This is a genomic window from Rhodococcus sp. P4_B6 (assembly GCF_056402215.1).
In genome coordinates, this window is the sequence record NZ_JBFUHV010000095.1 from 20,379 (window position 1) to 32,617 (window position 12,239).

Consider the following 12,239-nt stretch of genomic DNA (forward strand, 5'->3'; position numbering starts at 1 on the left):
CTGACACCCGCGAAAAGCACACCGGCACACTCCCTGCACCCGTCGTCGACCTCAGCCGACACAGATCAGGACACCCACCACCGCTACTGCGACCAGCGAGGCGCCGCCGCAGATCAGCCACGCCCGCGTTGCCAGCTGCCGGCACTGATCGCACCGCTCGTCCACGCCCGCGACCGGTCCCCTCGGGTTCGGATCGGGGGCTCGGGACTGCGAGAGACGGCGGACCTTCGCGTCCGCTCGTGCCGCCACACCGAACGAGACGGGAACCACCACCAGTGCAGCCATCAGTAGACCGACCATCGCGCCGATGTTCGTCCCGAACATTGTCGTTCCTTCCACACCACCAGGGCCCGTTACAGGCACCGCGCGTTGATCACCGGCCGTAACGCCGCCACCGGCCCAGGGCCATGAGCCGCGGCGGGCCTACACGCCGGGCATCGGGAACTTCCACACCGCCACCACGACCACGCCCATGATGAGCCCGGCGTACAGAACAGTGCCAACCACACTGACCCGCAATGTATTCAGCAGATTGGTACCCGGATTCTCGACGATCGGTGCCATGACAACTCTTCTCTCAGGTGCAGATATTCTCGGTTGCCACGTCGATGACGTGGCGTACCAGCTACCTTGGACCGACTTCGACACCTGCACATTGGCCGAAATACCTGCACCCATACCCGTATTTGGGTATGGAGGCTTGGGTCTCGGCTAAGAGTTGCAACCGAACATCCCCGAGCACCAGGCTTCCACCATAGATTCAGCTGTGTTTTACGTCACACATTCGGCGTCTGCACTCTGTCGCCCAAGTATTTCGCGTCGCCGACGCAGATCGCGCGGGGGTTGCCGATCGGCTCCGATCGCATCCAAACATGCTGTAGCACAGAGTAATCGGCCGTCTCGACCGATCGGGGTTCTCACGCAACTGCTCGATAACCAAAGTGCGCCGCCACTGCGGTGGCGAAGTACAACACATCAGGTCCGGTCGCACACCCCTGTCGCAGCTCGCGCCGATCGCGACTGAGCAACTCCAACCGGATCATGCATGGCGTACGAGGACGTGAAATAACACTTACTGGTCGGTAATTCGGAAGGTGCGAAAATAGTGCAATGGCATGGATCACATTCCCTGGACTTCCATGCGCCGGCTCACCAACATCATTGATGCGCTGCTCGTTACTACGTGCAGGTTGTCCGTGTAGCGCCCCTGCCAGCTGATATACATCGTTGGCGGGGGCTGCGCTTGGCTACGCCACAACAGTCAACCGGGGCCGCCCGGACAATACGCCGGCCATCGGCGTACCCGAACTCGGCAGACCGCTTCCGACTCGTACATGAAACCCTCTGTCCGCCAGTCACAGTCGCCGTCACAGCGCAGAGCCGACACCGACAACCGGCCCCACGGCCGACATCTCCACACGATGTCGAAGCGTGTGCGCCGGTCACATCCACGACCTTCACCGCGTGCGGATCCCACCCTACGGACAGCCCCCGGGCACGAAATAGGTATGTCTACCGGTCGTTCTACCGTCGTCGGATGGACATCTCGCGAGGAGTGTGTGAGTCGAACAACCCCCGAACCCTGCAAGTCGAGGCCCCGATGCACGATCAGCTCCACTGCTCCCCCCTCGTCGCACGCGACGTCTGCACCATCCGCCAGTGCGATAAGTGCCACACCATGCTCGCCGCCGACCCATCCACGTGCTCGTCGTGCCACAGCACCGAACCGAGCAATGCTCCCTCGTCGGAAAGGGCAGGGTCGTGTCGTAGATCGTCGTCGAGTTGTCGCCAGGTCGGACGGGCACCGACTTCACCACCTGTCACCGTCGCGATCGTCGCGCTCGACGATCGGACCGTCAGGCATACACCTGAGTCGACGACTCCCTCACCCAGGGTGCCCGGGGCAAACTCCGCGTCCGCGATGACCGGATGAATGCGGGCCAGCCGACCTCGCCGCTCTTCAGGACGATGTCCGTGCCCTGACTGCCCTGCCGAAGGCTGAGCCTGAAGCCGACGGCAACCGGCAGACAGAGTCCCGCTGCTTCAGGCTCCCGGCAGTCAGCCGTGGAGAAATCGTCACATCGAGCCCAGCTCGCCGCCACGAAGAGCGGCCTCGAGATAGTTCCTCGAGGCCGCGAAGAAGAGAGAACTCAATTGAGAAGGCAATACGGGTTTCTAGCGTGTCTCGCAGTCACCCTCGGCGCATTTCTGGTCAACACGCCGACGGCATCGGCCACCGGTGTCGTCTCCAACGGTATTCCCTGGACCGACGACCTGAACCCGATACCACAGCCCCCCGGCGTCATCGATTTCTGCACGATGGGCGTCGTCGGTACCGACTCGATCGGCAACAAGATCGGCATCTCCGCCGCCCACTGTGTCGACGACGCACCCGACGGCGCGCCCGTCTACCGCTACACGCCGACCGGACCGCGGGAACACCTCGGGAACATCGCGTACCGCAGCCCCGGCGGCGGCACCGGCGTCGACTGGGTGGTCATCCGCCTCAACGCTGACGCGGTACTCACATCAAATGGTCCCAGTGCCCGGGTCGACGGGATCGGCGCCTCCGACCCGGTCGGTCCTCATTGCAAGGACGGGGCCGGTACCGGCGTTCATTGCGGGTCGATCACTTCGCAGAACATGACACGGTTCTACAGCAACGCCCAATCAGGCGGTGGCGACTCCGGTGGTCCCGTACTTCAGAACAACACCGAGATCGTGGGCATGGTCCGCGGATTCGACACTGCGCTCTTCGCATTCGAGTACATCAAATTCGCTGCCGTCCTCGACKGCATCTACGCCCAACCCAACCCTGTCGGCAAGGGCTTCGTCGTCACCAATAACTAACCCGCATCCCAGAAACCCCGAAGCTGAGAAAACGTCGCGGACTCAGGTCGGGTAGAACAGCGGACTACCAGAGCTGCTGCACAATCAGCCACAACCATTCTCGGACAGGTTGAGGAAACGGGCTGTAGTACAACCACCAATTGTCCATTGTCCGTCCTTCCCCGTGGGCGCCCCGGCGCGACCCGACCCTGTCCGACCCCGTAGTTCTTGTCACGCAGCGGCAGACGCGGACCTGTTGTCCCAATCTACGCTGACGCGCGAAACAAAGCACATGCCCCGCAATCGAACTGGCGTGGCCCCGACCATGCCGCGGGCACTCAGACTCCGCTGAGACTTGATACGAATTCGTCGACGGCGCCGCTGCGGCCTGGGACGACCACTTTCTCGAAGAGGGTCAGCATCAGCTCGTCAAGGTGGTCGGTGTGCGCGTGGGTGGTGCGCGTGACGCTGACCGAACGGAGTCCGCGTCCGCGCACGAGTTCTGCGAGCAGTGCTCCGTCACGCTCAGCGGTCGCCTTACGGCCGGACGTGTGCCGAAGTGTGTATGCGCGGCCGGGAAGGGTGACTTCGGCTCTTTTGTACTTGCGGCGCATCCTTCCGGCCATTTGGTCGGTGACGGCCCCGGTGATTCCGTCGGCCAGTTCCAGAGATGCTGGTACGCCCTTGCGTAACGCGGCACCGTAACGGTCAATGCGCTCGGCCAGGGATTCTCGCGTGAGGCGGGAGAAGTGGGCGGTGAACTCGTCACCGGGTCCCGGGCGCAGTGTGGCGCGGGCGATATGCGACGGATCGATCAGCGTGACCGAGGACAGGTCGTTGCTGATTCGGGCGGTCCATCCGGTGATTGTTGGTTGATTCCACGACATGTGGTGATTCTGTCAGGCCCGTGTGCAGACCGCGTGACCCGCATCGCGGGCCTTGCTCCCCACGTGCCATCAAGCGATCGAGATCAGTAGATCTTGACGGGTACCGTTGCGGCGGACGTGAGTTCCAGCAGTTCGGCGTAGGCCGCGCAGCACCTGGTGTGTGGATCTGCACCGCCGGCCCACGCTAGATCCTGCTGGGCCAGGTCGGCATCGAGGATGGTCCGTAGGGGCCGTGGATGCCCGATCGGCGAGACCCCGCCCCGACGCACCCCGATGCACGTATTGCCTGTTCAACAGCATCTTCGAGGTCCGTTTCTACAAATGTAGGGCAGATCGCGGAAAGCTCTCGTCATTTGCCGGTCGTGACCCAGCTCACGAATTCGTAGCGTTGAGGTCGGTAACAAACGGCCTCGCAGATCGCGAGAAGTCCCCCTCGATAGGAGCATCTGATGACATCCACCGTTGGCTTTGTCGGCCTCGGCAACATCGGTAGCCGGGTGGTCGCACACCTGGTCAAGGCAGGTCACGACGTCGCGGTGTACGACCTGAACACTGCGGCGGTGGAGGCGGCGGTCGCGCTCGGTGCCCGCTCGGTGTCCTCGCCGGTGGAGTCCGCGACGAAGGCGGAGGCGCTGTTCCTGAGCCTGCCCACGCCGGCGATCGTCGAGGGCGTCGTCACCGAGGTGCTGTCACTGGGCAACCAGGGACTGATCATCGTCGATCACAGCACCATCGATCCCGACACCTCCCGTCGCCTCGCCGAGAATGCACAGGCCGCTGGCGCGAGCTTCCTCGACGCTCCTGTCAGCGGCGGCGTGCAGGGCGCCGAGGCCGGCACCCTCGCGGTGATGCTCGGCGGCGACGAGGCCACGGTGAAGAAGGTGATCCCGCTCATCGAGAGCTACGCGGGCAACATCTTCCACATCGGCCCGTCGGGCAGCGGTCAGGCGATCAAGCTCGCCAACAACCAGATCACGGCCGCGAACATCGTCGCTCTCGGTGAAGGTCTGAGCAGTGCCGTCGCGGCCGGTGTCGACCTGGACACCGCGGTCGCGGTGCTGACGAAGAGCTCGGCAAACAGCAACGTGCTGAGCAACTACTTCCCCAAGACGCTGTTCACCGAGGAGCGCCCCACCGGGTTCGCGCTCGACTTCATGCACAAGGACCTCGGCCTGTTCCTCGCCGCGGCGGGCAAGGCCAAGCTCCCCACCCCGGTCACCGGCCTGGTGCGTGATCTGTTCAGCATCGGCCAACGCGACGGCCGCGGCGGCAAGGACTTCACCAGCGTCGTCGAATTCTACGAAGACTTCACCGGCATCCGCCTGCAGACGAAGGGAAATGACAAGTGAGCACCCCCACCCTGACCACCGCCACCAAGGTCAGCCAGCTCATCGGCGGCCAGTGGGTCCCGGCCGACTCCGGCAACTTGATCGAGGTCGAAAACCCCGCCCGCCGAGAGGTTCTGGCCCTCATTCCGGACTCCGGTGCGGCCGACGTCGACCGGGCTGTCGCCGCGGCGAAGGCCGCGTTCGGACCGTGGAAGGCGTTGCCGGCCCGCGACCGCGGCGCCCTGCTGATCAAGATCGGCGACACGATCGCCGAGAACTCCGAAAAGCTGGCCCGGATCATCGCCTCGGAAACCGGTAACGCGCTGCGCACCCAGGCCCGCGGCGAGGCGGCCAGCGGTGCGGACATCTTCCGCTTCTACGGTCAGATCGCCTCCGAGCAGAAGGGCGAGACCCTGCCGTTCGGAGAGAACCTGGTCAGCTACACCGTCCGTGGGCCGCTCGGTGTGGTCGGCGGTATCGTCCCGTGGAACGCGCCGGTCACATTGTCGTCGTTGAAGATCGCGATGGCCCTCGCGATGGGTAACACCCTGGTCCTCAAGACCGCCGAGCTGGCCCCGCTCGCGGTGCTCCAGCTCGCCGAGTGGGCGCACGAAATCCTGCCGGCCGGCGTGCTCAACGTGCTGACCGGTTCGGGCCAGAAGGTCGGGGTGCCGCTGTCGAAGCACCCCGACGTCGCGAAGCTGACCTTCACCGGTTCCACCGGGGTCGGCAAGGAAATCCTCGCCGCGGCCGCGGACCGGATCGTGCCGGTCACCCTCGAACTCGGCGGCAAGTCCCCGGCGATCGTGTTCCCCGACTCCGACGACGACGCCACCGTCGACGGCGTCATCTCCGGTATGCGGTTCACCCGGCAGGGTCAGTCCTGCACCGCAAGGTCGCGCCTGTACCTGCACGAGGACATCTTCGACTCGTTCCTCGAGAAGCTGAAGACCAAGCTCGCCGCCTTCACGATCGGTGACCCCCTCAACGGCGCCACCCGCCTCGAGTTGCACCTCGCGCTCAAAGCCCGCCGCTGGACCCGACGCCCGCGAATCTGAACCTTCCGAACCAGGCGGGCGTACCCGGTCCGGCGATCGGCGACTTGCCTCCACGCGAACCCCGATCAGGCAGACTGAAAGCGCTGGTCGGCCCGCGCCCGCGAGCGCGTGGTGCCCGGACCGACGGGCCTGGAGGAGCACCGTGTTCCAACGCGCGACCGACACCACCGGAGCCGGGCACGTCCTCGACGAATCGCAGGTCGCCGAGGACGCCCCACCTCGCCGACCGTGGCGCGAACTGCTGATGTCCACCCCGGGCCGGCTCACCCTCCTCGGCGCTCTGTTGATTTCAGCCACCCTGGTCGCAGGGGTGGTGCCGTCCGTCTCGGTTGGGGCCCGCCAACAACAAATCCAGACGCTGCGCGGCCATACCGAACCGCTGGCGGTAGCAGCGCAGTCGCTGTACAGCTCACTGTCGATCGCCGATGCAGCCGCCACCACCTCGTTCATCTCCACCGACGCCGATCCGACGACGCTGCTGCACACCTACAATCAAGCGCTTGCGGACGCCTCGGCAGCGCTGGTCGTCGCCGGCACCGGAGTCGACCCGCAGAACCGGGACGCCGTGCAGCAGTTGACGGACATATCCCGACACCTCGGCGTCTACGCCGGACTGATCTCGACCGCCCGCGCCAACGACAACGCCGGAAACCCGATCGGGGTGGCCTACCTCGGTGACGCGTCCGCGCTGATGCAGGACACCGTGCTGCCGATGGCGCACACCCTCTACTCGGACCAGATCCGTGCCGTCGCCGATACCCAGACCCGAACCGAACAGCTTCCCACGGCTGCGCTCGCGACCACGATCGCGGTCCTGGCGTTGCTCGTCCTCGCACAGCTGTATCTGGTGCGCAAGACGCACCGGCGACTGAACCCTGCCCTGCTCGCCGCCACCGCGCTGGTGGCAGTCATCGCGCTGTGGGTGGGCACGGCCGGTCTGGTGTCCTCGACAGCCGGCGCGCGTGCACGGGTGGAGGGCACCGAGCCGCTCAGTGCGATCGCGAGCGCCGGAATCCTCGCGCAGCAGGCCCGCGCCGACGAAACGCTGTCGCTGTTGCAGCGCGGTTCCGACAGCCGGCCCGAGGTCGACTACACCGCGCACACCGCCGCGCTCGCACACCTGATCGCACAGACCCCGCCGGGATCTGCGGCCGCCACCCCCGTGGCCACGGCGAACGCGGACCTCGAACGGTGGCGCCAGGCTCACACTCGCCAGCAGCAGGCACTCGACCGCGGCGATTATCACGGCGCCGCACGCATTGCGGTGGGTACCGGTGCCGACGACTCCGCGGCCGCCTTCGACGACCTCACCACACACATTCAGGAGGCGATCACTGCGTTGCGGGAAGAGGCAGTGAACGCCACCACCGAGTCGTATCGGGCCCTGTCGGCCCTAGCGGACGGTGCGGTCGCGTTGAGTGTGCTCGCCGCGCTCGCCGTCGGCGCCGGGGTGTGGCCCCGAGTGAACGAGTACCACTGATGCGGCCCCACCCCCTCATGACCGCGTGCCGGAACCTCTTCGGCGTGTTGATCACGGCCGCGGTCCTCCTCTCGGGATGCTCCGCGCCGCAAAAGCTCTCGCCGCCGGCCAACGAATCCTACGGTGACCTCCCCCTCCCGAACGGCGCGACGATCATCACGCCCATCGCCGCCACCGGCGGCACTGCCCCGCCCGAACCGCAATCACCAGCAGAGTGCGGCGCCCTTGCCAGCCTTCGCCCCGCACCGCCGGGCGCGGCATCCGCAGGCGGGGCGGTCGCCGCGATTCGCGCGCGCGGCCGGTTGATCGTCGGTGTCGACCAGAGCACCAACCTGATGAGCTTCCGCGACCCGGTGACCGGCACCCTGTCCGGTTTCGACGTCGACATCGCACGGGAAATCGCACGGGATCTGCTCGGGGATCCGTCCCGGATCGAATTTCGCCTCCTGACATCGGCCGCCCGACTCGACGCACTGGAGAACAACGACGTCGACATCGTCGCCCGCACCTTCACGATCACCTGCGCACGTGCGGAACGAATCGCGTTCTCGACCGTGTATTTCCGGGCGAGCCAACGCCTGCTGGTGCGCACCGACGACGCACCAGAGACTCCGGTGAACCTGGAGAGTCTGGCGAACCGGAGAGTGTGCTCGCTCGTCGACACTCCCTCGCTCGATACCGTGCAGCGGCTGGTGCCCACCGCGACGATCGTCGCCGTCCGGGACCTCGACGATTGCCTCATCGTTCTCCAACAGCGCCAGGCCGACGCCGCGAGCACCGATGACGTCATCCTGGCGGGGATGGCAGTGCAGGATCCGCACCTCGAGGTCACCGGCCCCGAGCTGCAGTTGGATCAGTACGGCATCGGCGTGAACATGGACCACGACGACCTCGTGCGGGCAGTCAACGGCACCCTCGAACGCGTACGCTCCGACGGGACCTGGATGCGTTTGTACGACCGCTGGCTTGCCGCCCCGCTCGGTCCGGTGGCCGGCCCGCCCACCCCGACCTACCGTGATTGACAACGGCAGGCAACGTTGATGCGGTCGGGCCTTCCCGTATTCCGGGCTCCCCTTCGGCGGCGACGAATCTCCCAGCTGACCGCCCGGTGAATGCGAAACGCTGCACACACATCGGCCACGAGGGCTAGCATCCCCGATCGTGACAACATTGCGCGGCGTGCCGATGACACTTCTGCGAATGAATTATCAATTGCTGCGCATCCCTTTGCAATTCGTGGAGTACGTCGCAATCACGCAACTCGACGAACGAGCGCCGGCGCGCCTCGCGTACGAGCAATTGCTGATTCGGTGCGATCGCGCGGCCGCCTATTTTCTCGACGACGAGAACGCCGACGGCCGAGCGGCGGAACTTCACCGACATACGACTGCCGTTCGAGCCGGGATTGCCCGTCGACAACAGCAAGTAGATGCCGACAGCGCGACGCTCCTGGATCTCCAGCGCGCCCGGTTCCATCAGCGCCGCCAACCCCGCAGGGCCACCGACCCGGCGTGACGCACCGCGCTTCGCCGGCGCGGCAGCGGCCGATGCGGTCGAGCACCGGGCCGACCTCTCACCGGCACAGGCTCCGTTCGGCGGTGGCGATCAGGATGCGAGCGACCTCGTCGACGGGGAGGCTTCGCCCCGAGAAGAGCTGGTCGAAGCTGTCGAAGCTCGCCAGCAACCAGAGCAGGTCTGCGGCCTCGTCGACGGTGACGTCCGGCCGCAGGACGTCCTGCTCGGCCAGCCGCCGGGCGAGGTGGACCATCCCCCCGGCCCTGTTCTCCTCGATCCGCTCGATGGCCCCGCCGACGGCATCCGCGTCGAGTTGAGCCATCGAGAACAGTGCCCGGAAGACGTCGCGGTGGGCTGCGAACACCCGGACTCCCGCATCGATCCCGCCGCGCAGGTGCTCGCGCGCGTCCGGGTGCTCCACCGCGTCCACCACCCCCTGGAAACCTGCCCGGTTCCACCACAAGTCGGTGGTGAGTGCGTCGAAAAGCCCGGCTCGTGAACCGAACACCAGGTAGACGGTGGAGCGGGAGACACCCGCCGTCCGGGCCACTTTGTCGACACTCACCGGTGTGGCCGGCGCTTCCCGCAGCCGCTCGTAGACCGCGTCGAGGATGTTGCGCCGTGTTTCCTCGGCCGCCTCCGCACGCAGGCGCTGCTGATACTTCCTGGTCGCCACAGGCGTCACTCTAACATTTTCACTTGACATGTCGTCTCGTGAAGTTCACGCTTGTAATCGAAAGACATACTGTCCGGCGAAATTGGGAAGTGTCTGTGCACTCCCCTGGCACCGGGACAACCCGCCTTCCGACGAAGGAGCTGACGTCGTGAACAGCCCGACCACACCCACCCACCCGCAGAGTCCCCCGGCGTCCACTCCTGTCCTGGTGGTCGGTGCGGGACCGGCGGGACTGACCGCGGCCATCACCCTGGCTCGCCACGGGATCGAGGTCCTGGCGGTGGAGCGGCGACCGGCCCCCTCCGGCCTACCGCGGGCGGCCTCGGTCAGTACCCGCACGATGGAATTGCTGCGTTCCTGGGGCCTGGAACAGGAGATCCGGGCTGGCGGGGTGGAGGTCGAATGGAAGCAATGGGTCGGTCCCACGCTCGCCGCGACCGGTGACGCACACCTGACGAGCTTCCCGACCCGTGAACAGAGCGCGGTCCTCAGCCCGACCGCCCCTGCCTCGGTTCCGCAGGATCACCTCGAGCCCGTGTTGCTGGACCACCTACGGTCGTTCGGCTCCGCTCGAGTGGAAATGGGTACCGAGGTGGCCGGCCTCGACAACCGATCCGACGGTGTCGACGTGACACTGCGCGACGTCGAAAGCCGCGAAACCCGATCCGTCCACGCCCGCTTCCTCGTCGCGGCGGACGGCGCGCGTAGCACGGTGCGTGCTGCCCTCGGGATCGCCATGCGTGGGCCGGGCCGTCTGTCCCAGGCCATCGGAACCGAGTTCCGCGCCCCGCTGTGGGAACTGCTCGGCGACCGCCGCTTCTGCATCTACGCCGTCACCCACCCCGAAGCCGCGGGGGTCTTCGTACCGGCCGGCCGCGGTGACCGATGGGTGTACGGCGTGGAGCACGACCTCGCCCGGCAGTCCGTGTCGAGTCTGACGAAGGAGCAGGCCGCCCGCCTCATCCGGCTCGGCAGCGGACTGGCCGACCTGGAGCCGCGCATCGAACGCATCGGGACGTTCACGTTCGCCGCACAGCTCGCGGACCGCTGGCGGGACGGCGCCGTGTTCCTGACCGGCGACGCGGCGCACCAGATCACGCCACGTGGGGGCACGGGAATGAACACCGCCATCCAGAGCGCCCACGACCTAGGGTGGAAACTCGCTTGGGTGCTGCACGGTTGGACCGGCCCGCAGCTGCTGGACACCTACGAAACCGAACGCCGACCGGTGGCCGCGCACAACGTGGCCCGCTCGGCCGATCCGCTCGGCGGAACCCGGCTCGCCGCGCAGGAATTGCCTGCAGACCTCGGCGGCCGAATCCCGCACGTCTGGCTGCCCTCCCACGCCCACACGGTGTCCACCCTGGACCTGCTCGAACCCGGGCTGACGCTGTTCACGACGCACCCGAGCGCGTCCTGGCAGCGCGCCGCGACCACTCTTCCCGGGCCACCGCTCGTCGTCCACGACCTCGACGCCATCACCGCCCGCGGAATGGGCATCCCCCACGGCGGGGCGCTCCTGGCCCGGCCGGACGGGTCGACGGCCGGATGGTGGCCGGCAGGCACCGAACCAGGCACTGCACTCCGCCACGCAATCCACGCCCTGCGGGCCCAGTCGGATTCAGCGGATCGAATTTCCGAAGGCGCTAGTTCGTAGCGTCGACAGCCGCTAGCGCAAGGGGAACCCGAGACGGATCAGCGATTCCTTCAGCCGGTCCCGCCCGTTCAACCGTGCTGCCGAGGCGAGTCGGTCCAGAACCCGTGCAGTCCACGAATGTTCGAGCTGCTGGGCGCCGTAGAAGGCTGCGATCCGCCCCTCGTAGGCGTCGACGTGGTCACGCTGGGCGGGCAGGTCGTATTTCTCGTGGTGCAACACCGCCTGCCGGGGCAGGCGCGGTTTGATCTGGGCGTCGGCGTCCGGATGCGGATGTCCGACGACGAGCCCGAACACCGCGAACACGTGGGGCGGCAGACCGAGTTCCGCGACGACCTCCTCGGGCTTGTTGCGCAGCGCTCCGATGAACACCGTTCCCAAGCCGAGGGACTCCGCCGCGGTCACGGCGTTCTGCGCCGCCAGGGCGGCGTCGATGAACCCGAGGTAGCTGCTCTCGAGGTAATCGGCTCCCTCGATCGGCGCGCCGCGGTCGCCGGCGAGTTGTCGGACGCGGGCGAAGTCGGCGAGCCACACCAGCAGGACGGGGGCCTCGACGATGTGGGCCTGATCGCCGGCGAGCGCGGCCAGGCGGGCCTTCCTGTCGGGGTCGCGGACCGCGACGACACTCCACGCCTGGAGGTTCGACGACGTGGCGGCCGACTGCGCCGCCGAGACGAGGACGTCGAGGGTCTCGTCGGTCAGCGGATCGGGCAGGTAGCGGCGAACCGACCGGTGCGAATGCAGGGCTTCGAGAACCGGATTCCACTGCGCGGGTTCGGTGAGGGCGGGGTCCCAGTAGCGCTGCTGCAGTG

The 12,239-nt window shown here is 66.7% G+C and carries 13 protein-coding genes; 6 read left to right on the top strand and 7 right to left on the bottom strand.

Translation table 11 applies throughout. From position 1 onward, the window contains the following. Nucleotides 1-51 precede the first annotated feature (51 nt). Nucleotides 52-324, bottom strand: coding sequence for a hypothetical protein (locus AC1DWT_RS32370; protein WP_206012572.1), 273 nt, complete (start codon nucleotides 322-324; stop codon nucleotides 52-54). A gap of 99 nt (nucleotides 325-423) precedes the next feature. Further along, on the bottom strand, nucleotides 424-564 hold the full coding sequence (locus tag AC1DWT_RS32375) for a hypothetical protein (protein WP_179377668.1): 141 nt from the start codon (nucleotides 562-564) through the stop codon (nucleotides 424-426). A gap of 1,590 nt (nucleotides 565-2,154) precedes the next feature. On the opposite strand from AC1DWT_RS32375, the gene AC1DWT_RS32380 reads away from it, so the two are divergent. Continuing rightward, nucleotides 2,155-2,850 (top strand): chymotrypsin family serine protease, encoded by a 696-nt coding sequence (locus tag AC1DWT_RS32380; RefSeq protein WP_477923789.1) that lies wholly within the window; start codon nucleotides 2,155-2,157, stop codon nucleotides 2,848-2,850. A 317-nt stretch (nucleotides 2,851-3,167) separates the two neighbouring features. Here AC1DWT_RS32380 and AC1DWT_RS32385 read toward each other — a convergent pair whose 3' ends face one another. Further along, on the bottom strand, nucleotides 3,168-3,716 hold the full coding sequence (locus AC1DWT_RS32385; protein WP_206012574.1) for a hypothetical protein: 549 nt from the start codon (nucleotides 3,714-3,716) through the stop codon (nucleotides 3,168-3,170). An 83-nt stretch (nucleotides 3,717-3,799) separates the two neighbouring features. Then, a complete protein-coding gene (locus tag AC1DWT_RS32390) occupies nucleotides 3,800-3,985 on the bottom strand; it encodes a YbaK/EbsC family protein (protein WP_072941627.1) in 186 nt (61 codons plus the stop codon). Between the two features lie 180 nt (nucleotides 3,986-4,165). Between AC1DWT_RS32390 and AC1DWT_RS32395 the strand changes: the two genes are divergently transcribed. The 4 genes from AC1DWT_RS32395 to AC1DWT_RS32410 all read left to right on the top strand — a co-directional run bounded on the left by AC1DWT_RS32395 (nucleotide 4,166) and on the right by AC1DWT_RS32410 (nucleotide 8,604). Beyond that, entirely contained in the window at nucleotides 4,166-5,065 is a 900-nt protein-coding gene (locus AC1DWT_RS32395) for an NAD(P)-dependent oxidoreductase (RefSeq protein WP_072941629.1), read from the top strand. Next, nucleotides 5,062-6,102, top strand: a complete 1,041-nt coding sequence (locus AC1DWT_RS32400) for an aldehyde dehydrogenase family protein (RefSeq protein ID WP_241031266.1) — start codon at nucleotides 5,062-5,064, stop codon at nucleotides 6,100-6,102. Before AC1DWT_RS32395 ends, AC1DWT_RS32400 begins: the two co-directional genes overlap by 4 nt. 142 nt (nucleotides 6,103-6,244) lie before the next feature. Then, the gene (locus tag AC1DWT_RS32405; protein ID WP_072941632.1) at nucleotides 6,245-7,582 is read left to right on the top strand and encodes a hypothetical protein; all 1,338 of its coding nucleotides are present in this window, start codon (nucleotides 6,245-6,247) and stop codon (nucleotides 7,580-7,582) included. Beyond that, nucleotides 7,582-8,604, top strand: a complete 1,023-nt coding sequence (locus tag AC1DWT_RS32410; RefSeq protein ID WP_206012575.1) for a glutamate ABC transporter substrate-binding protein — start codon at nucleotides 7,582-7,584, stop codon at nucleotides 8,602-8,604. The genes AC1DWT_RS32405 and AC1DWT_RS32410 overlap by 1 nt, the downstream gene beginning before the upstream one ends. A 124-nt stretch (nucleotides 8,605-8,728) precedes the next feature. Here AC1DWT_RS32410 and AC1DWT_RS32415 read toward each other — a convergent pair whose 3' ends face one another. Together AC1DWT_RS32415 and AC1DWT_RS32420 are read right to left on the bottom strand one after the other, a co-directional pair. Beyond that, on the bottom strand, nucleotides 8,729-9,070 hold the full coding sequence (locus AC1DWT_RS32415) for a hypothetical protein (RefSeq protein WP_477923791.1): 342 nt from the start codon (nucleotides 9,068-9,070) through the stop codon (nucleotides 8,729-8,731). A gap of 85 nt (nucleotides 9,071-9,155) precedes the next feature. After that, nucleotides 9,156-9,773, bottom strand: coding sequence for a TetR/AcrR family transcriptional regulator (locus tag AC1DWT_RS32420; protein WP_206012576.1), 618 nt, complete (start codon nucleotides 9,771-9,773; stop codon nucleotides 9,156-9,158). Nucleotides 9,774-9,921: 148 nt separating this feature from the next. Here AC1DWT_RS32420 and AC1DWT_RS32425 point away from each other — a divergent pair, with 148 nt between their 5' ends. Further along, complete coding sequence (locus AC1DWT_RS32425; RefSeq protein WP_206012577.1) at nucleotides 9,922-11,430, top strand: FAD-dependent monooxygenase; 1,509 nt, start codon at nucleotides 9,922-9,924, stop codon at nucleotides 11,428-11,430. Nucleotides 11,431-11,442: 12 nt separating this feature from the next. Here the strand turns inward: AC1DWT_RS32425 and AC1DWT_RS32430 are convergent, their stop codons facing one another. Continuing rightward, nucleotides 11,443-12,237: an NADPH-dependent oxidoreductase gene (locus AC1DWT_RS32430; RefSeq protein ID WP_477923793.1), complete on the bottom strand. Its 795-nt coding sequence runs from the start codon at nucleotides 12,235-12,237 to the stop codon at nucleotides 11,443-11,445. Nucleotides 12,238-12,239 lie beyond the last annotated feature (2 nt).